The sequence below is a fragment of the Ramlibacter agri genome, from assembly GCF_012927085.1.
Taxonomy (GTDB): domain Bacteria; phylum Pseudomonadota; class Gammaproteobacteria; order Burkholderiales; family Burkholderiaceae_C; genus Ramlibacter; species Ramlibacter agri.
On sequence record NZ_JABBFX010000003.1, the window covers coordinates 640698 to 665836 of the forward strand.

General features: G+C 68.8%; 23 protein-coding genes. 21 read left to right on the forward strand and 2 right to left on the reverse strand.

What is annotated here, in order from left to right:
* The first annotated feature begins 47 nt into the window (after positions 1 to 47).
* The 14 genes from HHL11_RS27570 to HHL11_RS27635 all read left to right on the forward strand — a co-directional run bounded on the left by HHL11_RS27570 (position 48) and on the right by HHL11_RS27635 (position 17068).
* Positions 48 to 6485 (forward strand): ESPR-type extended signal peptide-containing protein, encoded by a 6438-nt coding sequence (locus HHL11_RS27570; RefSeq protein ID WP_169421809.1) that lies wholly within the window; start codon positions 48 to 50, stop codon positions 6483 to 6485.
* A 166-nt stretch (positions 6486 to 6651) separates the two neighbouring features.
* Positions 6652 to 7167: a hypothetical protein gene (locus HHL11_RS27575; protein ID WP_169421810.1), complete on the forward strand. Its 516-nt coding sequence runs from the start codon at positions 6652 to 6654 to the stop codon at positions 7165 to 7167.
* A gap of 2 nt (positions 7168 to 7169) precedes the next feature.
* Complete coding sequence (locus HHL11_RS27580; RefSeq protein WP_169421811.1) at positions 7170 to 8522, forward strand: c-type cytochrome; 1353 nt, start codon at positions 7170 to 7172, stop codon at positions 8520 to 8522.
* Positions 8523 to 8538: 16 nt separating this feature from the next.
* A complete protein-coding gene (locus HHL11_RS27585) occupies positions 8539 to 10356 on the forward strand; it encodes a cytochrome c oxidase subunit I (RefSeq protein WP_169421812.1) in 1818 nt (605 codons plus the stop codon).
* Complete coding sequence (locus HHL11_RS27590) at positions 10353 to 11042, forward strand: cytochrome c oxidase subunit 3 (protein WP_169421813.1); 690 nt, start codon at positions 10353 to 10355, stop codon at positions 11040 to 11042. Before HHL11_RS27585 ends, HHL11_RS27590 begins: the two co-directional genes overlap by 4 nt.
* A gap of 12 nt (positions 11043 to 11054) precedes the next feature.
* Positions 11055 to 11762 carry a heme-copper oxidase subunit III family protein gene (locus HHL11_RS27595; RefSeq protein WP_169421814.1) on the forward strand — a complete coding sequence of 236 codons (708 nt, stop codon included), beginning with the start codon at positions 11055 to 11057 and terminating at the stop codon, positions 11760 to 11762.
* 7 nt (positions 11763 to 11769) lie between these two features.
* The gene (locus tag HHL11_RS27600) at positions 11770 to 12171 is read left to right on the forward strand and encodes a cytochrome C oxidase subunit IV family protein (RefSeq protein WP_169421815.1); all 402 of its coding nucleotides are present in this window, start codon (positions 11770 to 11772) and stop codon (positions 12169 to 12171) included.
* Between the two features lie 15 nt (positions 12172 to 12186).
* Positions 12187 to 12702, forward strand: a complete 516-nt coding sequence (locus HHL11_RS27605; protein WP_169421816.1) for a DUF1269 domain-containing protein — start codon at positions 12187 to 12189, stop codon at positions 12700 to 12702.
* Positions 12703 to 12822: 120 nt separating this feature from the next.
* Positions 12823 to 13041 carry a hypothetical protein gene (locus HHL11_RS27610; RefSeq protein WP_169421817.1) on the forward strand — a complete coding sequence of 73 codons (219 nt, stop codon included), beginning with the start codon at positions 12823 to 12825 and terminating at the stop codon, positions 13039 to 13041.
* Positions 13042 to 13183: 142 nt separating this feature from the next.
* Positions 13184 to 13879, forward strand: coding sequence for a 2OG-Fe(II) oxygenase (locus HHL11_RS27615; protein WP_169421818.1), 696 nt, complete (start codon positions 13184 to 13186; stop codon positions 13877 to 13879).
* Between the two features lie 107 nt (positions 13880 to 13986).
* Positions 13987 to 14409 carry a tripartite tricarboxylate transporter TctB family protein gene (locus HHL11_RS27620; RefSeq protein ID WP_342593294.1) on the forward strand — a complete coding sequence of 141 codons (423 nt, stop codon included), beginning with the start codon at positions 13987 to 13989 and terminating at the stop codon, positions 14407 to 14409.
* 7 nt (positions 14410 to 14416) lie between these two features.
* Positions 14417 to 15946, forward strand: coding sequence for a tripartite tricarboxylate transporter permease (locus tag HHL11_RS27625; RefSeq protein WP_169421819.1), 1530 nt, complete (start codon positions 14417 to 14419; stop codon positions 15944 to 15946).
* Positions 15947 to 16094: 148 nt separating this feature from the next.
* Complete coding sequence (locus HHL11_RS27630) at positions 16095 to 16742, forward strand: AzlC family ABC transporter permease (protein ID WP_240980445.1); 648 nt, start codon at positions 16095 to 16097, stop codon at positions 16740 to 16742.
* Complete coding sequence (locus tag HHL11_RS27635; RefSeq protein ID WP_169421821.1) at positions 16739 to 17068, forward strand: AzlD domain-containing protein; 330 nt, start codon at positions 16739 to 16741, stop codon at positions 17066 to 17068. The genes HHL11_RS27630 and HHL11_RS27635 overlap by 4 nt, the downstream gene beginning before the upstream one ends.
* Before the next feature lie 3 nt (positions 17069 to 17071).
* Here the strand turns inward: HHL11_RS27635 and HHL11_RS27640 are convergent, their stop codons facing one another.
* Positions 17072 to 18067 carry a tripartite tricarboxylate transporter substrate binding protein gene (locus tag HHL11_RS27640; protein ID WP_169421822.1) on the reverse strand — a complete coding sequence of 332 codons (996 nt, stop codon included), beginning with the start codon at positions 18065 to 18067 and terminating at the stop codon, positions 17072 to 17074.
* 87 nt (positions 18068 to 18154) lie between these two features.
* Here HHL11_RS27640 and HHL11_RS27645 point away from each other — a divergent pair, with 87 nt between their 5' ends.
* The 4 genes from HHL11_RS27645 to HHL11_RS27660 are packed head-to-tail and all read left to right on the forward strand — an operon-like array spanning position 18155 to position 21209.
* Entirely contained in the window at positions 18155 to 19129 is a 975-nt protein-coding gene (locus HHL11_RS27645; RefSeq protein ID WP_169421823.1) for a Bug family tripartite tricarboxylate transporter substrate binding protein, read from the forward strand.
* A 14-nt stretch (positions 19130 to 19143) separates the two neighbouring features.
* A complete protein-coding gene (locus HHL11_RS27650; protein ID WP_169422309.1) occupies positions 19144 to 19731 on the forward strand; it encodes an amino acid synthesis family protein in 588 nt (195 codons plus the stop codon).
* Complete coding sequence (locus tag HHL11_RS27655; protein ID WP_169421824.1) at positions 19721 to 20524, forward strand: alpha/beta fold hydrolase; 804 nt, start codon at positions 19721 to 19723, stop codon at positions 20522 to 20524. The genes HHL11_RS27650 and HHL11_RS27655 overlap by 11 nt, the downstream gene beginning before the upstream one ends.
* Positions 20525 to 20534: 10 nt before the next feature.
* Complete coding sequence (locus HHL11_RS27660) at positions 20535 to 21209, forward strand: GntR family transcriptional regulator (RefSeq protein ID WP_169421825.1); 675 nt, start codon at positions 20535 to 20537, stop codon at positions 21207 to 21209.
* Between the two features lie 4 nt (positions 21210 to 21213).
* Here HHL11_RS27660 and HHL11_RS27665 read toward each other — a convergent pair whose 3' ends face one another.
* Positions 21214 to 21894, reverse strand: a complete 681-nt coding sequence (locus tag HHL11_RS27665; protein ID WP_169421826.1) for a FadR/GntR family transcriptional regulator — start codon at positions 21892 to 21894, stop codon at positions 21214 to 21216.
* 78 nt (positions 21895 to 21972) lie between these two features.
* Between HHL11_RS27665 and HHL11_RS27670 the strand changes: the two genes are divergently transcribed.
* Genes HHL11_RS27670 through HHL11_RS27680 form a run of 3 tightly spaced genes read left to right on the forward strand, consistent with a single transcriptional unit; the run spans position 21973 to position 25107 of the window.
* Complete coding sequence (locus HHL11_RS27670; RefSeq protein WP_169421827.1) at positions 21973 to 23178, forward strand: mandelate racemase/muconate lactonizing enzyme family protein; 1206 nt, start codon at positions 21973 to 21975, stop codon at positions 23176 to 23178.
* Positions 23175 to 24116, forward strand: coding sequence for a 2-hydroxyacid dehydrogenase (locus tag HHL11_RS27675; protein WP_169421828.1), 942 nt, complete (start codon positions 23175 to 23177; stop codon positions 24114 to 24116). The genes HHL11_RS27670 and HHL11_RS27675 overlap by 4 nt, the downstream gene beginning before the upstream one ends.
* Before the next feature lie 19 nt (positions 24117 to 24135).
* Entirely contained in the window at positions 24136 to 25107 is a 972-nt protein-coding gene (locus HHL11_RS27680) for a Bug family tripartite tricarboxylate transporter substrate binding protein (RefSeq protein WP_169421829.1), read from the forward strand.
* Positions 25108 to 25139 lie beyond the last annotated feature (32 nt).

Here is a 25139-nt window from a genome sequence, read left to right on the forward strand (position 1 = left end):
TTTTCCTGCCTCAACCGCGGGATGGCCGCTTGTTGCCTGGAGTTTTTGTGAATCACGTTTTCCGAGTCGTCTGGAACGCAGCCCTGGGCTGCTGGGTCGCCGTGGCCGAAACCTGCACCGCGCACAGGAAGGCTGCCAGGAGCGGCAAGGCCGTCGCCGCGGCGCTGTCGCTGATGCTGGGTGCCGGCGTGCATGCGCAGACCGCCCTCGTCGATGGACAGGGCGGCAGCGGCTGCATGGTCGGCGTGTCCAACTGCGCGCTGCCCACCAGCAATGCAACCTACACCGACTTCCACACGCAAGGCGGCGCCGGCAGCGGCGGCGGCGCCGGCCTGGGCGGCGTGTTCTTCGTGAACTCCGGCGCCTCGCTGCAGTTGAACAACGTCTCCTTCGAGCACAACACGGTGCAGGGCGGCGACGGCGGCAGCACGCCCGACGTCACGGTCAGCGGCGCCGCGCTGCCGCTGGCGGACAAGACGGCCAGCGTCAGCTCCGTCACGGCCTTCGGCGTCGCGCCGACCATCGTCGACAACGCCGGCACCCTGATGGTGACCGGCGCCACCCTGAGCAGCAGCAACCCGCTGATCAAGGCGGGCAACGTCGTGTCCGTGGCCGGCACCGACGGCACCACGACCATCAGCACGCTTTCCGGCAACGCCGTCACCTTCGCGCAGCCGGTCGCGATCGATGCTTCGGCCATCAAGGCGGTCAGCAACGCGCAGTGGACGCCCGGCGGCAACACCGTCACCAGCACGTCCTTCGCCAGCATGGCGCCTTCGGACCTGGCGACCGGCATGACCGTCATCGGCGCCGGCATTCCGGCGGGCACCACGGTGACCAACGTCACCCGCGACGGCAGCAACAACATCCTGTCGGTGACGCTGAGCAACAGCATCGTCGTCGGCGGCCTCGGCGCCTCGCTGAAGTTCGTCAACGTCGGCAGCTTCGACGCTTCGCAATACGCCAAGCCCTCGTCGCTGCAGGCCAACCAGATCAGCCTGTCGGCGACCGGCCTGGGCATGGCCGTGGGCATGACGCTCAGCGGCGACGGCGTTCCCGCCGGCACCAAGGTCACCGCCATCGACGGCGACACGGTCACGCTGTCGAACCCGATTTCCGCGCTGTCCTTCACCGCCTCGCTGCCGGTGGGCACCGTGGGCGGCAACACGATCCAGCTGTCCGCGCCCGACAACCGCTTCACCGTGGGCACCGCCGTCAGCGGCACCGGCATCCCGCCGGGCACCGTGATCACCTACGTCGACCCGCAGACCGGCGCGCTGACCCTCAGCAACGCGCTGACCGACATCCCGAAGAACCTCAGCACGCAGAGCGTGCTGGCGCAGAACGGCGCGACGCTGACCCTGCGCAGTTCCACCGGCCTGCGCGCCGGCATGACGCTGGAAGGCGCGGGCATTCCCGCCGGCACGACCATCCTCGCGGTCAACGGCAACAGCGTCACGCTGAGCGCCGCACCGAGCGGCGCCGTCAGCGGCTTCGTCGCCAGTTCGCCCCTCAGCACCGGCGGCTCGCTGAACGGCGTCGGCGCCACCGGCACGCGTGGCGCCAACGGCAGCAACGGCCTCAACGGCGACCCGGTCGTGGTGTGGATCACCGACGGTGAAGGCCGCAAGGGCAGCAACGGCGGCAATGCCGGCAACGGCGTCAACGCCGCGGGCGGCAAGGGCGGCAACGGCGGCGCGGGCAGCGCCGGCGCGCCCTTCAACTACGACCTGACGATGCACACCATCCAGGCGACCAAGGACGCCATCGCCAACACCGCGGAAGCGGCCGGCGCGCTGGCCACCTTCCCGCCCAACGCGGTGCTGTCGGCGGCGCACATCGCGGCCGCGGCCGTGTCGTATGCCGACCTCGCGGTGGCCATCGTCAACCTCGCCGACTGGGGCGCCGAACTGTCGCTGGGCCTGGCGGGCCGCGGCGGTGACGGCAGCCAGGGCGGCAAGGGCGGCAACGGCTCCGACTTCTACGGCGGCGGCGCGGGCGGCAACGGTGGCGCCGGCGGCAAGGGCGCGCTGGGCATCACCGACGGTGGCGCGGGCGGCAACGGCGGCAATGGCGGCGCCGGCGGCTTCGGCGCCGGCGGCGGTTCCGGCGGCGCCGGTGGCGCGGGCGGCAACAGCGGCAACTCGGTCGAAGGCAGCGACGGCTCCGGCGGCGTGGCCGGCTTCGGCGGCGGCACCGGCAGCGACGGCAGCGGCCTGAACGGCGGCGGCGGCTCCGGCTACGGCGGCGCGATCTTCGTGCGCAACGGCGGCACGCTCACCATCACCGGCGACTCGCTGTTCCGCGACAACACCGTGCTGGCCGGCTCCAGCAACAACGGCGGCGCGGCCGGCCAGGCCGCGGGCTCCGACATCTTCATGATGAAGGGCTCCAACGTGTTGCTGGCCCCGGGCGCGGGCCACACCATCCGCATCGAAGGCTCGATCGCCGACGACAGCACGGCCAGCATCGGCACCGGCGCCTACGCGCCCGGCGCCGGCGCCGACCTGCGCATCGGCGGCGGCGGCCTGGTGCAGCTGGCCGGCCAGAACACCTATTCCGGCAAGACGCTGCTCGAAGGCGGCACGCTGGAAGCCGACGTCGGCACCGGCATCAACACGTCCAGCAGCGTCGTCTTCAGCGGCTCGGGCGCCATCGGCACGCTGAACACCGGTAACTCCGGCGCGCTGCTGACGACGCAGGACATCACGCAGCGTGCGGGCACGCTGCCCGGCCAGTTCGCCTGGACCGGCGCGGGCGGCTTCGCGGCCGACACCACCGGCGGCATCACCATCGACTTCGGCCGCACCGGCAACGGTTCGCGCGAGAAGCTGGTGTGGGGCAGCTCCTACCTCGCCACCAACGCGACGCTGGTCTTCGGCTCCGAGTACGGCCTGGGCTCGGTGACGTGGAAGAACGACATCGACCTGAACGGCCAGACCGGCAACATCGCCGTGTACGACAGCAAGCAGGTGGTGGACGGCCAGGAAGTGAAGGACGTCGCCACGATCACCGGCAAGCTCACCAACGGCAGCCTGCGCATCGGCAGCGCCGGCTATGACGGCACGCTGTACCTGACGGGCCAGAACTCGGTCAACGCGGTCACGGTCAACAGCGGCACCGTCAGCACGATGGGCGTGGACGCCACCGGCCACCTGCTGGCGGCCAACGGCGGCAGCGTCGCCGTCAACGGCGGCAACCTGGTGCTGGGCGATAGCGAGCGCGCCACCTCGGTCGCCGTGGCGGCCGGCGGCCAGCTGCTGTCCGCGGGCAGCCTCGCGGCCAACACCCTGGACAACAGCGGCGTGGTCTCGCTGCTGTCGGTGAACGCGCCGTCCACCATCGGCACCGTGGGCAACCATGCCAACGGCCTGCTGAACGTGGTGGGTACGACCAACGTCACGGGCAACATCACCAACGACGCCAATGCCACCGTGCTGCAGTCCGCCGACATGGCGACGGGCAGCGTCACGAACAACGGCCTCTGGAGCGTCAACGGCGCTCGCACGCTGCAGTCCACCAGCCTCACCGGCCAGGGCAACTTCGCCCTCGCGCAGGCGGCCGACCAGCTGACGGTCAAGCTCGATGGCGATTCCAGCTTCGGCGGCACCTTCACCGGCGCCGGCGTGCTGGTGAAGGACGGCAACGGCGCGCTGACGCTGACGGGCGCCAACACCCACACCGGCGGCACGCTGGTGAACGCGGGCACGCTGGACAACACCGGCGGCGGCACGCTGGCCGACACCGGCGTCGTGGCGATCAACGCAGGCGCGACCTTCCGTGCCGGCACCGCCGACACCATCGGCGACGTCGCCAACGCGGGCACCCTGGAAGTGAAGGCGGCGCAGAACGTCGCCTCGCTCAGCAACCTGCAAGGCGGCGTGGCGAAGCTGGATGCCGACCTCGTGTCCTCGGGCAACGTCGTCAACCAGGGCACGGTGGAACAGTCCGCCAACGTCCAGGCGGCCGGCGTCGACAACAGCGGCACCTGGAACGTCAACGGCCAGCGCGCGATCACGACCGGTGCCCTCTTCGGCAATGCGAATGGCCGCCTCAACCTGGCTTCGGCCAGTGATGAACTGGCGCTGACGCAGTCCGGCGACTCCGCCTTCGCGGGCCAGATCACCGGCCAGGGCGCCTTCGTCAAGAACGGCACCGGCACGCTGACCCTGTCCGGCGCCAGCGCCGGCACCGGCAAGCTGGCGGTGAACGCCGGCGCGGTCGAAGTGATCGGCAGCGTCGCCAGCCAGAACGTGCAGGTGGCGCAGGGCGCGAGCCTGGGCGTGGCGGCCAATGCGCTGTCCAACAGCGCGGCCCTCGCCAACGCCGGCACGCTCAACGTGCGTGCCGACAACACGGTGGCCACCTTCAGCAACAGCGGCACGGTCAACGGCCCGGGCAAGCTGACGGCGCAGACCTACCAGTTGAACGACGGCAGCGTCGTCAACGCCAACCTGGGCACCGGCTCGCTGACGACTTCCGGCAACGTGCTGCTGAATGGCACCAGCGACGCGCAGAACGTCAACGTGCTGGCCGACAGCACGCTGACCCTGGGCGGCGCGCAGCGCCTGGCACAGCAGGCTGCGGTGAACGTGGACGGCCGCCTGGTCCTGGGCAACGGCGACCAGACCGTGTCGACCCTGGCCGGCACCGGCAAGGTGGACATGAACGCCTATCACCTGAACGTGACCAACGGCGGCACTTTCTCCGGCACGCTGACCAGCACCAACGGCAGCTCGCTGGCCCTGGACGGCGCGGCGCTGGCCCTCACCGGCGGCAGCGCGGTGACGACCGACGCGCTGGCGCTTACCGACGGCAGCTCGATGACGCTCACCAGCGGCTCGCAGCTGAACGCCGGCGCGGCGGTGGTCGGCACCGGCTCCACGCTGAAGCTGGAAGACGGCGCGAGCCTGTCCTACGTCAGCCTGGGCGGCGGCGGCACGATAGCTGCCGCGCAGTTCGACAACGCGGCGGGCCGCAAGGTCGCGGGTTCGCTCACGATCACCGGCAACTTCACCAACTACGGCACGCTGTCGCCCGGCTACTCGCCTGGCATCGTGACGATCCTCGGCAACTACACCGAGACCGCGTCGCTGCAGCTGGAACTGGCCGGCACCACGCCGGGCACGCAGCACGACCAGGTGCGCGTCGGCGGCACGGCCACGGCCACGCCGAGCAGCGTCCTGACCTTCGCGACCTGGAACGGCGTGACGCCGCAGGCCGGCAACGTGTACCAGGTGATCGCCGACACGAACGGCGGCACCAAGCGCATCAACGGCGCCTTCGGTGACGTGGTGTTCGACGCCGACGGCCTCGCCGGCGCCGCTGCACCGCTGCACAACGCCGCGATCGTGCTGGACCTGGCCACGGGCCGCGCCATCGCCACCGGCCTGAACAACGCCGGCAGCACCTACGCGGACCTGGGCCAGACGACGGCGCAGCGCGCCGCCGCGCAGACCCTGTTGAATGCGGCGACCGCCAACGTCGGCACCAACCAGATCGACAGCGCGCAGGACCTGGGCCGCACGGCAGCCGCGGTGCTGACGACGTCGAACGGCGTGCAGAAGTTGACGCCCGAGTACTACGGTGCGATGGCCGACTACGGCTTCAGCGTCTCCAACGACGCCACGCGCCAGCTGATGAAGGGCGCCGCGACCTCGTTCGGCCAGTCGAAGCCGGTGGGCACGGCCACGCTGACCGCCGACCTGCAGGACAGCAACCTGCGGCCGGTGAGCGGCACGCACCTGGGCCGCGACGAGCTGACCCTGGGCGGCGAGTGGCAGGTCACGAACAGCACGGCGCTGGGCGGCCTGCTCTCCGTGAGCAACGGCACGCTGGGCGGCGACTACGGCAGCGGCAAGGCCAGCGGCTCCGCGCTGCGGGTCTACGGCAAGGCGGCGCTCACCGACAAGGTGACGCTGGTCGGCGGCATCGGCTACGGCAGCTACAGCTACGACCTGACCCGCAATGCGGTGACGGCGCAAGCCACGGGCAGCACGCATGGCACGGGCACCGACGCGAACATCGGCATCGCCTACGACGCTTACCGCAAGGACGGCTTCTCGGTGGCGCCGTATGCCAGCCTGGACCACGGCCGCTACAGCTTCGACGGCTTCACGGAGCAGGGCACGAGTGACCAGCGCCTGGTGCTGGATGGCTACGGCACGACGCGCACCACCGGCACCGTCGGTTCCGCGTTCAGCTGGCAGCAGAACCTGGGCGGCTACGCCACCCAGTTCACGGTGGACGCCGCGCTGCAAAGCGTGCTGCAGGAAGGCAACCGCGCCGTCAATGCCCGCCTGGGCATAGCCAACAATGTGCAGTTCCCGCTGACCTTCGAAAGCCGCAAGCGCGTGCTGCCGATCCTGGGGTTGGCCGGCAGCGTGGAACTGGGCAAGGGCTTCACCGCCAGCGCCTCGATCGACGCCGCGCTGTCCGGCAACCGCGACACCGGCGTGCGGGCGCAGGTGTCGAAGCAGTTCTGACGAACGGCTTCCGCCAAGCGAAAGGGCCACGGCGCGAGCCGTGGCCCTTTTCCCTTGGCAGCTTGCATTGACCGCGCTTAAGTTGTACAAAAACCTGCCGCTGTCTCGGCACGAGGCGAGCCAGCGGGTTTTTGCACAATTCGCCTCGCGAACCTTGGGAGGTCACATGGACACTCTCGTCGGATCGCATTCGTGGAAATGGCGGGCAGTGGACTGGACCGCCGCTGCAGTTTCCGGCCTGGCGGCCGGGGCCGTGCTGATGGTGCTGGACCTGCTGTGGTCCAGTCTCTTCAGCCCTGAGGGCCCCTGGCGAACATCGCACATGATCGCGCCGATCTTCATCGGCGACGCCACTTACCGGGCCACGGGCTACGCTTTCAGCACCGCCGTCGTCGGCGTGGCGCTGGCCGTGCACTACGTGCTGGGCATCGCGTTCGGCCTGATCATGGCGGCCATCATGGCGCAGTTCCGGGCCGACGGCAGCCCGGGCACCGCGGCTGCCGCGGGCGGCATCCTGGGCATGGCCCTCTACCTGGTGAACTTCGACCTGCTGGTCGGCCTGGGCTTCTTCCCCTGGCTGGTCGAAATGCAGGGACCCGAAACGTTTGCCGCCCACGTGTTGTTCGGGGTCGTGGCGGCGTTGCTTTACTGGAGGCTCAAGAGAACCGAGACGGAAGGCTGACCATGGCCCTTGCCGTCACCTTGATCGTGCTCGCGCTCGGGTCGGTGCTGTTCCACTTCCTGAGCCCCTGGTACTTCACACCGATCGCGTCCAACTGGCACGCGATCGACACCACGATCGCCATCACCTTCTGGGTGACCGGCTTCGTGTTCGTGGCGGTCAGCCTGTTCATGGCCTGGTCGCTCATCCAATACCGCGCTCGCCCGGGCGGCCGGGCCGCCTACCAGCCGGAGAACAAGAAGCTGGAAGGCTGGCTGCTGGTGGTGACGGCCGTCGGCGTCGCGGCCATGCTGGCGCCGGGCCTCTACGTGTGGGCGGACGTCGTGCAGGCGCCGCAGGACGCGCAGGCGGTGGAAGTGGTGGCGCAGCAATGGAACTGGGCCTACCGGCTGCCCGGCAAGGACGGCAAGCTGGGGACCGTCAACTCGCGCTACGTCACCGACGACAACCCCTTCGGCATGAACCCGGCCGACCCGAACGGCGCCGACGACGTGCTGCTGGCCACGCCCGAACTGCACGTGCCCCTGGGCAAGCCGGTCAAGCTGCTGCTGCGGTCCAAGGACGTCTTGCACGACTTCGCGGTGGCCGAGATCCGCGTCAAGATGGACATGGTCCCCGGCCTGGTCACCTACGTGTGGTTCACGCCCACCAAGGCCGGCACCTACGACATCCTGTGCGAAGAACTATGCGGCGTCGGCCACTACGCGATGCGCGGCAAGATGGTGGTGGACGAACCCGCGGCCTATTCCGCCTGGCTGGACAAGCAGCCCACCTATGCGAGCCTGCGCACCCACGTGGCCGGCGATGCCGCGGTGGGCAAGACGCTGTACGCCACCTGCGCCGCCTGCCACGGCGCCGGCGGCGAGGGCAACGTGGCGCTGAACGCGCCCAAGCTGAGCGGGCAGGGCGCCTGGTACCTGGAAAGGCAACTGCAGCACTTCAAGGCCGGCATGCGCGGCACGCAGGACAAGGACACCTTCGGCAAGATGATGGCGCCGATGGCCGCCACCTTGCCGGACGACACGGCCATCGCCAACGTGGTGGCCTACATCGCCACCCTGCCGGATACACCGGTGGCGCCGACGCTGAAGGGCGACATCGCCAGCGGCGCGCGCCAGTTCGCCACCTGCGCGGCCTGCCACGGCGCCAACGGCGCGGGCATCGCGGCGACGCATGCGCCGCGCCTGCACGGCATGAGCGACTGGTACATGGCCAGGCAGCTGAAGAATTTCCGCGATGGCGTGCGCGGCGCGCACCCGCAGGACCCCTATGGAAACCAGATGGCATTGGTCGCCGGGATGTTGAACGACGATGCCGACATCGGCAACGTCCTGGCGTACATCAACTCGCGTTGATCCGAGCGGAGGCTGCATGGCTGTCACCCACGTTGCGCACGACGAGTCGGATTTCGCACCGCCCGCGGAGGTGGCGGAAGTCCACCTCTACCACCCGAAAACCTTCATCGGCAAGTACGTCTGGAGCCAGGACGCCAAGGTCATCGCCATCCAGTACGGGTTGACGGCCATGGCGATCGGGCTGGTGGCGCTGGTGTTCTCGTGGTTGATGCGCCTGCAGCTCGGGTTTCCCAGCCACGCCGGCTTCGTGACGCCCAGCGTCTACCTGCAGCTGGTGAGCATGCACGGGATGATCATGGTGATCTACCTGCTCACCGCGCTGTTCCTGGGCGGCTTCGGCAACTACCTGATCCCGCTGATGGTGGGCGCGCGGGACATGGTGTTCCCGTACGTCAACATGGTCAGCTACTGGGTGTACCTGCTGGCGGTGCTGCTGCTGGTGGCGAGCTTCTTCGTGCCGGGCGGCCCCACCGGCGCCGGCTGGACCCTCTATCCGCCGCAGGCCATCCTGGACGGCACGCCGGGCGCGAACTGGGGCATCCTGCTGATGCTGGTCTCGCTCGGGGTGTTCGTCATCGGCTTCACCATGGGCGGCCTGAACTACGTGGTGACGGTGCTGCAGGCCCGCACCCGCGGCATGACGCTGATGCGGCTGCCGCTGACGGTGTGGGGCATCTTCACGGCGACGGTGCTGGCGCTGCTGGCCTTTCCGGCCTTGTTCGTCAGCGCCATCATGATGTTCCTGGACCAGACCTTGGGCACCAGCTTCTTCATGCCGGCGCTGGTGTCCAAGGGCCAGCAGCTGAACTACTCGGGCGGCAACCCGCTGCTGTTCCAGCACCTGTTCTGGTTCTTCGGCCACCCCGAGGTGTACATCGTGGCGCTGCCGGCCTTCGGCATCGTGTCCGACCTGGTCTCCACCCACGCGCGCAAGAACATCTTCGGCTACCGGCAGATGGTGTGGGCCATCCTGATCATCGCGGGGCTCAGCTTCATCGTGTGGGCGCACCACATGTACGTGAGCGGCATGAACCCGTACTTCGGCTTCTTCTTCGCCACCACGACCTTGCTGATCGCGATCCCGACGGCCATCAAGGTCTACAACTGGGTGCTCACGCTCTACAAGGGCAACATCCACTTCACGGTGCCGATGCTGTTCGCCATCGCGTTCATCTTCACCTTCGTCAACGGCGGCCTGTCGGGCCTGTTCCTCGGCAACGTGGTGGTGGACCTGCCGCTGTCGGACACCATGTTCGTCGTCGCGCACTTCCACATGGTGATGGGCATTGCGCCGGTGCTCGTGGTGTTCGGCGCCATCTACCACTGGTACCCCAAGATCACCGGGCGGATGCTCGATGACGGCATGGGCAAGCTGCATTTCTGGGTGACCTTCATCGGGACCTACGCCATCTTCTACCCGATGCACTACCTGGGCTTCATGGGCATCCCGCGGCGCTACTTCGCGATCGGCGGCACCAGCTTCATCCCCGAGTCGGCGCACCTGCTCAATGCCTGGATCTCGCTGGCGGCCTTCGTGGTGGGTGCCGCGCAGATGGTGTTCCTGTTCAACCTGGCCCACAGCTACTTCCGCGGCCGGCCCTCGGGGCCGAACCCCTGGGGCGCGACGACGCTGGAATGGCAGACGCCGGAGACGCCGCCCAGGCACGGCAACTTCGGCGCGGAGCTGCCGGCCGTGTACCGCTGGCCCTACGACTACGGCGTGCCGGGCGTGAAGGTCGACTACATCCCGCAGAACGTGCCGCCGTCCGAGGTGGGCGCCGAAGCCTGGGTGAAGGTGGACCAGCCGCTGGCCAACGGGGGCCTGCCGGCATGACCATCGGCCTGGTCTTCCTGTCGCTGCTGATGTTCGCCATCGTCTGGTGGCTGTTCCGGCAGAGCCTGCACGTGCAGCCCTGGGTGGCCTTGCCCGAGGGCGCGGCCGTGCCGCCCATTCCGTCGCCGGCCAAGATGGCACTGTGGATCTTCCTGTGCGTCGCCAGTTCGCTGTTCGTGCTGTTCGTCAGCTCCTACAGCATGCGCCTGGGCCTGGCCGACTGGACGCCGCTGCCGCGGCCGCGCCTGCTGCTGCTGAACACGGCCTTCCTGGCCGGCGCCAGCGTGGCGATGGAGTGGACGGTGCGCGCGGCCAAGCGCGGCGACGCCGCCCGCGTGCAAAGCGGCCTGAGCGCGAGCGGCCTGCTGACCATCGCCTTCGTCGCCGGCCAACTGGTCGTGTGGAAGCAGCTGCGTGAAGCCGGCTACTTCGTCAGCACCGACGCCGCCACCGCCTTCTTCTTCCTGTTCACCGCCATCCACGGCCTGCACGTGCTGGGCGGCCTGGTCGCCTGGGCCCGGGCCTCGCTGCGGGCCTGGCGTGGCGGCGACCCGGCGCGCACGCGGCTGGCCGTGGAGCTTTGCCGGACCTACTGGCACTACCTGCTCGCCGTGTGGGTGGTGCTTTACACGCTGCTCGTGTCCAACGACCTCGGGCTGGCGATCTGCTCGTCGGCCACCTTGTGAGGAGCCCCCGAAATGGCGAACCACACCGGAACACTCCCTGGCCGCGAAGGCTGGCAAAGCGTCGTTTCCGACGCGGCCTCGGACCAGCGCATGTTCAAGGACGTGCCCTGGGGCAAGCCGATGATGTGGATCTTCCTGCTGAGCGACACCTTCATCTTCGGCAGCTTCCTCATCTCGTACATGACGGTGCGCATGTCGACCACGCAGCCGTGGCCGAACCCGAGCGAGGTGTTCGGCCTGACGGTGTTCGGCCGCGAGGTGCCGCTGCTGCTGATCGCGATCATGACCTTCGTGCTGATCACGAGCAGTGGCACGATGGCGCTGGCCGTCAACTTCGGCTACCGCAAGGACCGGCAGAAGACCTTCGGCCTGCTGCTGGCCACCGCGGCGCTGGGCGCCACCTTCGTCAGCATGCAGGCCTTCGAGTGGACCAAGCTGATCCTGGAAGGCGTGCGGCCCTGGGGCAACCCCTGGGGCGCGCCGCAGTTCGGCTCGGCCTTCTTCATGATCACCGGCTTCCACGGCACGCACGTGACCATCGGCGTGATCTTCCTGTGCATCGTCGCGACCAAGGTGATCCGCGGCGACCTGGACCACGAGCGCCCCGGCTTCCTGACCGGGCGCAAGGGCAACTACGAGATCGTCGAGATCCTGGGCCTGTACTGGCACTTCGTGGACCTGGTCTGGGTCTTCATCTTCGCCTTCTTCTACCTCTGGTGAGGCCAGCATGGAACACGTCGAACACGCCCCCGGGCTGGCGCCCGCCAGCGAGCCGGAAGCGCACGCCAAGGGCCAGCAGCATCCGCTGGGCATCTACTTCAAGATCTGGGGCCTGCTGTTCGTGCTGAGCACGGCGTCCTACCTGGTCGACTACTTCCACGTGCAGGGCATGTTGCGCTGGACGCTCATCATCGTCTTCATGCTGCTGAAGGCCGGGCTGATCGTCGCCGTCTTCATGCACATGATGTGGGAGCGCCTGGCGCTCATGTACGCGATCATCGTCCCGCCGCTGCTGCTGGTCACGCTGGTGGCCATCGGCGCGCTGGAGGCCGATTACACCTTCCTGACGCGGGGCGCTTTCTTCTCCCCGCAGGAAAAGGCGCCGCCGCCGGTGGCCGCCAAGCATTGAAACTGGAGGTCGACCATGCATTCCCGGATCTATTGGCTGCTGCCCGACGTGGAGAGCGCGCGGGCGACGATGAACGACCTCCTGCTGGCCCGCGTCGAGTACCGCCACATGCATTTCGTGGCGCGCGAGGGCACCGACATGCGCGGCCTGCACGAAGCCAACGTGTTGCAGACATCCGACGTCGTGCGCTCGGCGGAAATGGGCCTGATCATCGGGGCCTCGGTGGGGGGCCTGCTGGGCGCCCTGGTGGCCGTGCATTACCCGATCACGGGCTACGAGCCGCAATGGGGCATCGCCGCCGGCCTGGCCGCCGGGGGCGCCGTTTTCGGCGTCTGGACGTCCACCATGATCGGCGTTTCCACGCCCAGCAAGCGCCTGCAGCGCTTCCAGAAGGAGATCGAGGACGGCAAGATCCTGCTGATGGTCGACTCCCTGATGTGGCGGGTGAAGGAGATCGAGGACCGCCTGCGGGCCCAGCACCCCGAAGCCCACCTGGAAGGCACCGAACCGGACGTGCCGGCTTTTCCCTGAAAGCCAGCGGAAAAAACATGGGACGGTGGTCGCGGGCGCTGTCAAGCCCCCCGGCCGCTCCCGTAGGTGATCTCCAGAAGTTTCGGGCATTTTCTGTCAGGGTATTGGACAATGCCGCCCATGTCGAAAAACGCAGTAGTACAGGCCCCTGAAGTCGAAGAACTGGACCTCCTGATCGAGGATGCCGCCCACCTGACCGCCAAAGAGCTGGAACAGGAGCGAAAAGCCAAGCTGGAGGAACTGAAGAAGCGCAGCTGGATGACGCACAGCGCCGAACAGCTGGCTGAACGCATTCCCGTCTCCGTCTTCGCCATGGGCAACCTCGCTACGGGTACCTGAGCCAGGGCCTTAAGCCCGATCCCTCCTTGTCTCCCGCGCACGGCGCGGGCCTGGCGTCAAGCCGGGCTCGCGCCGCGCTCATTTCCGCCCGTGGGTCCGGATCCGGCCAGCCCGCCGCGCAACGCGGCGCTACGCTGGGCCGATGACGCTGGACCTGCCCCAACTCGACGAATCTTCCCTGGACCGCGACGGCGTCGCCGTCCTGCCGCAGCTGCTTTCCGCTGAGCACTGCCGCGCGCTCGCCACCCTCTACGACGCCGCCCCCGCCGGCACCTTCCGCAGCAAGGTCGTGATGGCCCGCCACGGCTTCGGCCAGGGCGAGTACAAGTATTTCGGCTATCCCTTGCCGGACCCGCTGCCGGCGCTGCGGTCCGCGCTTTACACGCGCCTCGCCCCCATTGCCAATCGCTGGAACGCGGCCATGGGCGTCGAGACGCGCTATCCCGCCACCCACGCCGGGTACCTGGAGCGCTGCCACGCGGCTGGCCAGCTGCGCCCGACGCCGCTGCTGCTGCGCTATGGCCCCGGCGACTACAACTGCCTGCACCAGGACCTGTACGGGGAGCTCGTCTTCCCGCTGCAGGTGGTCACCTTGCTGTCCGAGCCCGGCCAGGACTTCGAGGGCGGCGAGTTCGTGCTGGTCGAGCAGCGCCCGCGCATGCAGTCGCGGCCGCTGGTGGTGCCGCTGCGCCGCGGCGATGCCGCCGTGTTCGCCGTGCACCACCGCCCCGTGCAGGGCACGCGCGGGCCCTACCGCGTGAACACCCGGCACGGCGTCAGCCGCGTGCGCGCCGGCCAGCGCAGCACTTTAGGCCTCATCTTCCACGACGCGGCCTGACCCCGGGTCAGGGGGTATTCCAAAAGATACATTTCCAGGATATAGTTTTGAGCAAATCTATCTGTGCCGCGCGGAAGGCAGTAAGACCGCGCCAAGGAGACTCACCTGTGAATGACCGTAACCTCGTCAGGGGCCTGTACCTCATGGCGGTATCGCTGGCATTTGGGCTTTCATCGCTCAAATACCAGATGGGCGACTTCAGCCGGGCCGGCCCGGGCCTGTTCCCCGCCATGGTGAGCGCCGTGCTGCTCCTCGTCGGCGTGGCGATCGTGGTCCGCTCGCGCTTCGTCAAGAAGGTCCCGATCGACCTGCACTTCAAGAACATCTCCGTGATCATCGGCAGCCTCTGCGCCTTCGCCGTGGTCTCGATGTTCGTCAACATGATCGTCGGCATCGTCGTGATGGTGTTCCTGGCGACCATCGCCGGGACCACCTACTCCTGGAAGCGCAACGTCAAGATCAGCATCGGCCTGGTCCTCATGGCCTTCTTCTTCGCCCGCGTGCTGGGCATGAACCTCCCGCTGTACTGACCTGACGATGGAAGTCTTCCACAATCTCGCGTTCGGGTTCTCGCACGCCCTGACGATCCACAACCTGATGTACTGCGCGATCGGCTGCGTGGTGGGTACGCTGGTCGGCCTGCTGCCCGGCCTGGGCCCGCTGGCGACGATCTCGATCCTGCTGCCGCTGACGTACTCCATCGACACCGGCGGCGCGCTGATCATGCTGGCCGGCATCTACTACGGCGCCCAGTACGGCGACTCGGTGTCGGCGATCACCATGAAGATCCCGCACGCGAGCTCGATCGTGGCGTGCATCGACGGCTACGCATTGACATTGAAGGGGCGGACCGGCCTGGCGCTGTTCACGGCCGGCATCTCCAGCTTCATCGGCGGCACCGTGGCCATCATCGTGCTGGCCTGGTTCGCGCCGATGCTGGGTGAAGTCGCCTTCCTGTTCGGCCCCGCGGATTACTGCGCGCTGATGCTGGTGGGCTTCGTCTGCGTGTCCTTCGTGACCACGGGCTCGCTGCTCAATGGCTTCGCCATGTGCCTGATCGGGGTGCTGCTGGGCCAGATCGGCACCGACGTGAACTCCGGCGTGCAGCGCTTTACGATGGACCTGCCTTTCCTGGCGGACGGCATCGGCATCGTGAGCATCGCGCTCGGCTGCTTCGGCATCGCTGAAATCACCAAGAACCTGGACGAAAAGAGCGAACGTTCGCCATTCAACGGCACGATCAAGCTCATGCCCTCGTGGCCCGAGTTCAAGCGCATCATCCCCAGCGCGCTGCGCGGCTCCGCCGTGGGTTCTTTCATGGGCATTCTGCCCGGCGGCGGCACGGTGATCGCGCAGTTCGCGGCCTATGCCCTGGAGCGCAAGGTCTCCAAGTACCGCCACGAGATCGGCTCCGGCGCCATTGAAGGCGTGGCCGGCTTCGCTGCCGCCGACGAAGCCGCGGCCCGCACGTCGTTCATTCCGCTGATGTCCATCGGCATCCCGGAGAACGCCGTGATGGCGCTGATGATGGCTGCGTTCATCATCAAGGGCATCCAGCCCGGCCCGAACATGATCGCGAGCCACCCGGACCTGTTCTGGGGCCTGGTCGCCTCCATGTGGATCGGCAACGTGTTCCTGGTGGTCCTGAACGTGCCGCTGGTGCGCTACTGGCTGTCGGTGTTCAAGGTGCCGTACAACGTGCTGTTCCCCTGCATCCTGTTCTTCTGCTGCATCGGCACGTATTCGGTCAACAACAACCTGGACGACATCTTCATCACCGCGGTGTTCGGCACCATCGGCTACCTGATGATGCGCCTGGACCTCGACGCCGCGCCGCTGATGCTGGGCTTCATCCTGGGCCCGATGCTGGAAGAGAACTTCCGCCGGACCCTGCTGCTGTCGCGCGGCGGCTTCGGCATCTTCGTGCAGCGCCCGATCAGCGGCTCGCTGCTCGGACTGGTCGCGCTGTTCATCGTCTGGCAGCTGGTCAGCTTCTTCATGAAGACGCGCAAGGAGCGGGCGGAGAACGCGCCGCTGGCGCAGGCCGCGCCCGAACCGGGGGCCTGAGCAACCCTGCGCCTCCCCGGCCTCCCGTCCTCGTGGACAATGGAGGTTCATACCGGGGAGGTCGATGTCTTTCGCGCACATGCGGCGCAGGGCGGTGGCAAGGATGCGCCGCCCTTTGTTCCGGGAGGGGTTCCGCACCTGCCTCCCCTTGTCCATCGGCATCTCGGCCTGGGGCGTCGTCGCCGGCGTCGCCATCGCCAAGGGTGGCATCTCGCTGCCGCTCGCCATCATGATGTCGGTGCTGGTCTCGGCCGGTTCCTCGCAGCTGGCGGCGCTGCCCCTCATTTCGTCCGACGCGCCGATGTGGGTGGTGTGGGCCACCGTGGCCTGCGTCAACCTGCGCTTCCTCGTCTACAGCTTCCAGTACCGGCCGTACTTCGCGCACCTGCCGCGCAGCCGACGCGTGGTCCTCAGCTACTTCATGGGGGACACCATCTTCGGCATCTTCCTGCGGCGCTACCCCGAGCCGAAGCGCGAGCCGGGGCAGGTGGACTTCTTCTGGGGCGCGGCCATCATCAACTGGGGCTGCTGGCAGGCGGCGGTGATCACGGGCATCCTCGCGGGCCACGCGATCCCGCAGGAGTGGGGCATCGGCTTCGCCGGCACCATGGCGCTGCTGGCGCTGACGTGCAGCCAGTTGCGCAACCGCTCCACCTGGGTGGCGGCCGGCGTGGCCGGTTGCGCGGCGGTCGCGGCCTATGCGCTGCCCTTGCGCATGAACATCGTGGTGGCTATCGCCGCGGCCGTCGCCATCGGCGTGCTGGCGCACCACGCCAGGAAGCCGGAAGCGGCATGAGCAATACCGAGATCTTCTTCACCATCCTTGGCATGGCGGCGGTGACGCAGCTTTGCCGCTGCTTCTTCCTCTTGCCGAAAGAGGACCTGCCGATGCCGCGCTGGCTGCAGGAAGGCCTGCGCTATGCGCCGATCGCGGCGCTGATGGCGGTGGTGGCGCCCGAAATCGTGATGACGCAAGGCCACCTGATCCACACCTGGCGCGACGCCCGCCTGTTCGGCGCGGCCACCGGCCTGGCCTTCTACGTCTGGCGGCAGGACCTGCTCACCACCATCGTCACGGGGACGGGGGTGATGCTGGTCCTGCGCTTCGGGCTGGGGTGGTAGCTCCTATTCCGCCTTCGCGCCCGAAATCTTCACCACGGTGCCCCACTTCTTGATCTCCGAGGCGACGAAGGCGTCGAACTCGGGGCCGGTGGTGGGGGCGGGTTCGGAGCCGCGCTCGCGGATGAACTTCGCCATGCTCTCGGAGCGCAGGATGTCGTTGACCTCGTGCTGCAGGCGCGTCACCAGCTCCGGTGGCGTGCCGCGCGGCGCCATCAGGCCCAGCCAGCCCACCGCCTCGAAGCCCGCCGTGCCCTTGACGCCCGATTCGGCGACCGTCGGCACGTTGGGCAGCTGGCCCGAGCGCTTTGCCGAGGTCACGGCCAGCGGCACCGCGCGGCCGGCCTGGATGTGCGGCAGCGCCGCCGTCACCGAGTCCACCATCAGCGGCACCTGGTTGCCAAGGAAGTCGGCCTGCGCCGGGCCACTGCCCTTGTAGGGGATGTGCGTGATGAACACGCCGGCCATGGACTTGAACAGCTCGCCTGACAGGTGCTGCGTGCCGCCGATGCCGGCGCTGGCGTAATTCAGTTCGCCCGGATGGTTGCGGGCCCGCGCGGCCAGCTGCTGCATCGACTTGATGCCGGAAGCGGGCGTGGCCAGGAAGACCAGCGGCACCTTGGCGATCAGCGAGATGCCCACCAGGTCCTTCGTGGGATCGAAGGGCACCTTGGAATACAGCGTCTGGTTCACCGCCATCGCGCTGCCCGCCACCAGCAGCGTGTAGCCATCCGGCGCGGAATGCACGACGTACTCGGTGCCGATGTTGCTGCCGGCGCCGGCGCGGTTGTCGACGATGACCGGCTGGCCGAGGCGCTTGCCCAGCTGCTCGGCCAGCGCGCGGGCAAAGATGTCCGTGGCCTGGCCGGCGGGGAAGGGCACGACGAACTTGATGGGCCGGTCGGGCCAGGCAGCGTAGGCGGGAGCGGCGAGGGCGGCGGCCAGGCCGCAGGCAATGGCGAGGCGGGCGAAGGCCCGGCGGGGAAGGGAGGTCTTGCGCATGGAAGCCGGATTGTCGCATTCCCCTGATTTGCGGTAGGCTGTATGTTGGTATACCATCATCTCAGCTACCTCAAATCGGAGACATCGATGCAAGCCCTTTCCCGCCTGGCGCGCGTGCTGGCCGCCGGCGCCCTGTTCGTCGCGGCCGCCGCCTCGGCCGCCTATCCCGAACACGCCATCACGATGGTCGTGCCCTTCGCGCCCGGCGGCAGCTCGGACAACGTGGCGCGCGCCATCGGCCCGCTGCTGGGCGAAAAGCTCGGCCAGGCCATCGCGGCCGACAACGTCGGCGGTGCCGGCGGCGTCGTCGGCACGCAGAAGGTCGTGCGCGCCGCGCCCGATGGCTACACGGTGCTGGTGGGCTCCGGCTCCGAGGTCCTGATCAACAAGGTGATCAACCCCGCGCTGCCCTACGACGGCATGAAGGACCTGGTGCCCATCGCCTTCCTGGCCACCGGGCCCATGGTGCTGGTCGGCCGGCCCAACCTGCCGGCGAACAACGTCAAGGAACTGCTGGCGCTCGCGCGCAGCAAGCCCGGCGCGCTGAGCTACGCGTCGGCCGGCAACGGCACGCCGATGAACGTGGCGGGCGAACTGCTGAAGATGCGCACCAAGATCGACATGACACACGTGCCCTATCGCGGCGCCGGCCCCGCCCTGGTCGACGTGATGGCCGGCACCGTGGACCTCGCGGTCTCCACGCTGAGCGCCGCGCAGCCGCACATCAAGTCCGGCCGCCTGAAGGCCTTTGCCGTCACCGCCGCCAAGCCGTCCGAGCTGGCGCCAGAGATCCCGGCCCTGGGCCAGGTGCCCGGTCTCGAGGGTTTCGACCTCGGCGTCTGGTTCGGCCTGTTCGTGCCGGCGAAGACGCCGCCCGCGGTGGTGCAGAAGCTGCAGGCGGCGACGCAGCAGGTGCTGGCCGACGCCGCGGTGCGCAAGCGCCTCGCGGAGCTGGGCCTGAGCGCCCATGGCGGTTCCGCCGAAGCGCTGCACCAGTACATGGAAACCGAACTCGAGAAATACCGTGCCGTGGTGAAGGCCGCGCACATCACCGTCGAATGAGCCAGGACAGCAAGATGAACCCGCAGATCCGCAAGATCGTCCACCACTACGAAGAGACCCTCATCGAGGGCGGCAAGGCCGCGGCGCAGCCGCTGAAGATGTTCGCGGTGGCGGCAGTGCTGCGCAACCCCTGGGCCGGCCGGGGCTTCGTCGAGGATCTCAAGCCCGAGATCCACGCCATTGCCCCGCAGCTGGGCGAGGAACTGACCGCGCGCATCATCGCGATGGCCGGTTCCGGCGACGCGGTCGAAGGCTACGGCAAGGCCGCCGTCGTCGGCACCGCGGGCGAGATCGAGCACGCTTCCGCGCTGATCCACACGCTGCGCTTCGGCAACCACTTCCGCCGCGCGGTGGGTGCCAAGAGCTACCTGAGCTTCACGAACGTGCGCGGTGGCCCCGGCTGCGCCATCTCGATCCCGATGATGCACAAGGGCGACGAGGGCATGCGCTCGCACTACCTCACGCTGCAGTTCGCGATCAATGACGCGCCGGCGCCCGACGAGATCGTGGTGGCGCTCGCCGCCTCCATCGGTGGCCGTCCGCACCACCGCATCGGCGACCGTTACCAGGACCTGAAGGACCTGGGCAGCAATGAAGCCTGAGGAGACCCGCACCGGCAAGGCCGGCCCGACCGCCTACACGGTGCAAGGGCGCGGCGAGCCGGTCGTGCTGGTGCACGGCGTGGGCATGGCGCGCGCCGTGTGGGCGCAGCAGGCCGAGGCGCTGGCGCGCGAGTGCCAGGTCGTGAGCTACGACATGCTGGGGCATGGCAGCAGTGATGTTCCGCCCGAGGGCGTGACCTTGGCCGACTATGCGCGCCAGCTCGAAGCGCTGCTGGACCACTTGGGCATCGCGCAGGCCAACGTCGTCGGCCACTCGATGGGCGCGCTGGTCGCCCTGGAATTCGCACTGGCTTGCCCGGAACGCACGCTGCGCGTCGCCGCGGTCAACGCGGTGTTCCAGCGCACGCCGGAACAGCGCGCCGCCGTGCAGGCACGCGCCGCCGCGCTGGGCCAGGAAGGCGCCGCCGCCACCATCGCGCCCACCCTGGAGCGCTGGTTCGGCAACCCGGTGCCGGCGCCACTGCGTGAATCCGCGGACTTGGTGGGCCGCCTGCTGCGGGAGGTGAACCCGGTGGGCTACGCGCGCACCTACGAGCTGTTCGCGTCGTCCGACCGCATCCATGAAGAGCGGCTGGCCGGCCTGGCGATGCCGGCGCTGTTCCTCACCGGCGAGCTGGATGCGAACTCCAGCCCCGCGATGTCGCAGGCGATGGCACGGCTGGCGCCACGCGCGCAAGCCGTGGTGCTGCCCCGCGCGCGCCACATGATGAACGTGACGCATCCGCTGGAGGTGAACGGCGCCTTGCGGAACTTCCTGGCCGGCAAGCAATAATCGCTGCGCCATGACCGTAGCCACCGCCCCTTCGCTCAAGATCGACCGCAGCGCCAAGACGCTGCGCGAGCTGTCGCTCGAGAAGATGCGGGCGGCCATCCTGGACGGCCATTTCAAGCCGGGCGAGCGGCTGGTGGAGCGCAGCCTGTGCGAGCAGCTCGATGTGAGCCGCTCGATCGTGCGCGAGGTGCTGCGGCACCTGGAGGCCGAGGGCCTGGTGGAGGCTATCCCGCACCAGGGGCCGGTGGTGGCGACGCTCAGCGCGGAACAGGCGGCGCAGGTCTACGAGATCCGCGCGCTGCTGGAAGGCCGGGCCGCACGCCTGTTCGCCGAGCGCGCCGATGCGGCGGCACTGAAGAACCTGGTGGCGGTCAATGCGGCGATCCAGGATGCCTTCCAGGCGGGCGACCATCCCGCCGTGGTGCTGCACACGACGGCTTTCTACGAAGCGCTGTTCGCCGGCGCCGGCCTCGGCATGGCCTGGGACATCGTGCGCTCGCTCAATGCGCGCATCAACCGCCTGCGGCTGATGACCATCGGCTCGCCCGGCCGCCAGAAGGAAGCGGCGGCGGAGATGGAGCGCATCCTGAAAGCCCTGCGCAAGCGCGACGCCCAGGCCGCGCAGGATGCGGCGGAAATGCATGTGCGGCGCGTCGCGGAGATCGCCGGCGCCCTGTTGAAGTAGGCCTTCAGCTCCCGAACAAGCGCGCCATCCCCCCGCGCAAATGGCGGTTCATCGCCTCGCGCGCGGCCTTCGGGTCGCCGGCGGCGATGGCCTCGTCGATGGCGCGATGCTCCTCGCGCACGTCGCGCGCGCGATCCCGTTTCGGCAGCGGCGACAGTTCGCGCACCAGTCGCACGGCGTAGCGGAACTGCTCCTCCAGCGCCGCCATCGTCAGCACGAAGAAGCGGTTGCCGCCCGCCTCCGCGATGGCGCGGTGGAAGGCGATGTCCTCGTCGATCGCGGGCCGGCCCTGCGCGAGCGCTGCGTCGAACAGGCGGCGCTTGGCCGTGATCGCGTGCAGCAGGTGCCGGTCCTGGCACTGCGCCGCACGCGCGGCCGTCTCGCCTTCCAGCACGCAGCGGAAATCCAGCAGCGCGCGGATGTCCGCGATGTTCTGCAGCGAGCCGAAAGTGATGTCCGACAGCGGCGGCTGCTCGCCGACGAAGTTGCCCGCGCCCTGGCGCGCATAGACGCGGCCGTCGGCGCGCAGCCGCGCCAGCGCCTGCCGCACCACCGGGCGCGAAGCGCCGCAGCGCTCGCCGAGTTCCATCTCGCTGGGAAGGCGCGTGTGCGGCTCCAGCCCTTCGCGCGCGATCAGCTCGAGGATCTGTTCGTGGACGTGGTCACTGAGGCTGGCGGCAGGCATGGCTGCCATCCTAATCCGCTTGTTTGACAAGTTGCAAACTTCGTTGACAGGTCGTCGCGCGCCTCCGAACATGGCGCCATGGCCAAAGTCACCGCCCTGCGGACCATCCGCATCGCCGAACGTCCCAACCTCATCTGGGTGGAGCTCGAAACCGAAGACGGCCGCACCGGCCTGGGTGAATCCTTCCGCGGTGCGCAGGCCGTGGAGGCCGTGCTGCACGAGACGGTCGCGCCCTGGCTGCTCGGGCGCGATGCCCGCCACATCGAAGCCGTGTCGCGCCAGCTGCTGACGCCTTACCTCGGCTTCCACAGCGCCAGCGCCGAAGTGCGCGCGGCCAGCGCGGTCGACCTCGCGCTGTGGGACCTGGCGGGCCAGCGCCAGGGCGAGCCGGTCTACGTGGCCCTGGGCGGCGGCATGCGCGAGAGCGTCCGCACCTACAACACCTGCGCCGGCTACGCGTACAACACCAGCGGCGGCGTGCGCCGCTCGATCGGCAGCGAAGCCAGCGTGGGCCCCTACGACGACCAGGTCGCCTTCATGCGCGACGCCGGCGCGCTGGCCGAGAGCCTGCTGTCCGAAGGCTATACGGCCATGAAGATCTGGCCCTTCGACGACTACGCCACGGCCACCGGCGGCCACATGATCTCGCTGGCCGACCTGAAGGCCGGCCTCGAGCCCTTCCAGAAAGTGCGGCGCGCCGTCGGCGACCGCATGGAAGTGATGTGCGAGCTGCACAGCCTGTGGAGCAGCCACGCCGCGGCGCGCATCTGCCGCGCGCTGGAAGACGTGGGCGTGTTCTGGGCCGAGGACCCGATTGCCAAGATGGACGACGCGCAGTCGCTCGCCGACCTGCGCCGCCAGACGCGCACGCCCATCTGCGGCAGCGAGACCCTGGCCGGCACCGTGCCCTTCCGCAACCTGCTGGCCGCTGACGCCGTCGACATGGTGATGCTGGACCTGGCCTGGTGCGGCGGCCTCACCGAAGGCCGCAAGATCGCTGCACTGGCGGAGTCCTATGCGAAGCCGCTGGCACCGCACGACTGCACCGGTCCCGTCACCTTGATGGCGGGCCTGCATCTCGCGCTGCATGCACCCACCGCGATCTTCCAGGAGGTGGTGCGGGCGACGCTCAGCACCTGGTACCGCGACCTCGTCACGGACCTGCCCGTCATCCGCGAAGGCATGGCGCTGGCGCCGACCGAAGCGGGCCTGGGCACGCGCCTGCAGCCGGCCGTGAAGCAGCGCGCCGACGCCACCATCCGCACCAGCGGGAAGGCACGATGAAAGTCACCGTCGCCGGCCAGCACGTGCCTTACGTGCCGCTGCTGCAGAAGCTGCTGGGCGACGCCTTCCGCGTCGAAGGCATCACTTCGTTGCCCGCCACCGGCCCCATGGAGACTGACGTCCTCGTCACGACGCGCCTGAGCGCCGACGAAGCGAGCCGGCTGCGGTGCCAGCTGCTGCAGGCACCGGGCGCGGGCATGGACGCGATCGCACTTGCTGCGATCCCGAAGGACACCCGCGTCTGCAACGTCTACGAGCACGAGATCCCGATCGCCGAGTTCGTCTGCCACGCAGTCCTGGAGCAGGCCATCTTCCAGCAACCGACGCCGCCCATGGATGCGGCGCACTGGCCGCGCGCCTACCTCGAGCGCCCCTTCCACGACGAGGCGCTCGGCAAGCGGGCCGCGATCGTCGGCTTCGGCGCCATCGGCCGCGCCACGGCGGCGCGCCTGCGCGCGCTGGGCCTGCATGTGACGGCGGTGACGCGGCGCGCGCTGCCGGAAGAGGGCGCCGACGCCGTCCACCCGGTGAGCGAGCTAGCGAGCCTGCTGCCGCAGGTTGATGTTCTCGTGCTGTGCTGCCCGCTCAACGAGCAAACCCGCGGCATGCTCGGCGAGCGCGAGCTCGCGGCGATGAAGCCGGACGCGCTGTTGATCAACGTGGGCCGCGCGCCGCTGGTGCAGGAACAGCCCTTGTTCGACGCGCTGCAGGCTGGCCGCATCGGCCGCGCCGTGCTCGACGTCTGGTACCACTATCCGGCGGCCGGCCAGCAGGAACTGGCGCCGGCCTCGCTTCCTTTCCACACGCTGCCGAATGCGCGCTGCACGCCGCACATCTCGGGCTGGACGCACGGACTCCTGGCGCGGCGCTATGCCTTCATGGCCCGCAACATCGAGCGCCTGCGCACCGGGCAGCCCCTGCAGAACGTCGTGCAATGAATCCATTCGAGGAGACAACATGAGCCTGAGCCGCCGCACCTTCCTGCAAGCCAGTTCCGCCGCGCTGGTCGCCAATCCCGCATTCGCCGCCGGCGCCTGGCCCACCAAGCCGCTGAAGATCCTGATCCCCTTCGCGCCGGGTGGCACCTCGGACGTCATCGCGCGCCTGATCAGCAAGCCGCTCGGCGAATTGCTCGGCACCACCGTCATCATCGAGAACAAGACCGGCGCCAACGGCATCATCGCGGCGCAGGCCACGGTGACGGCGACCGACGAACACACCATCATGCTCACCGACATGAGCTCGCTGGCGATCAGCCCGCTGGTGACCAAGGAGATGCCGTACAAGCAGGCGGACCTGAAGGGCGCGACCCTGCTCGCCTATTCGCCGCACCTGCTGGTGGCGAACCCTTCGGTGCAGGCCGCCAACATGAAGGAGCTGGTCGCCCTGTCGAAGACCCGGCCGATGAACGTGTCCTCCGCCGGCTCGGGCTCGGCCAACCACCTCGGCGTGGTCGACATCGCCTTGAACAGCGGCCTCAAGTGGCAGCACGTGCCCTTCCGCGGCGGCGCCGCGGCGCTGTCCGACACGATGGCCGGCAACACGCAGCTGTGCCTGAACGGCATGCTCGCCACCATGCCGATGGTGCAGAGCGGCCGGCTGAAGGTGATCGGCGTGTCCAAGCGCACGCGCACCGCGCTGCTGCCCAACGTGCCGACGATCGCGGAGCAGGGCGTGAAGGACTTCGAATCGGGCACCTACCAGGGCGTGGCCATTCCCGCTTCGATGCCCAAGGCCAACGCGGAGAAGCTGTCGGCGGCGCTGATCCAGGTGATCCGCGCGCCCGAGCTGCGTGCCCGCCTCACCGAAGCGGGCGCGGAGGTGATGACCTCCACGCCGCAGGAGACCAACGACTTCCTCGCCCGCGAAGCGAAGCGCTGGGCCGGCGTGATCCAGCGGGCCGGCACCCAGCTCGAAGGAAACGTCTAGGCTGGGTTCGGCGCGAGCCGACCCCAGCTTTC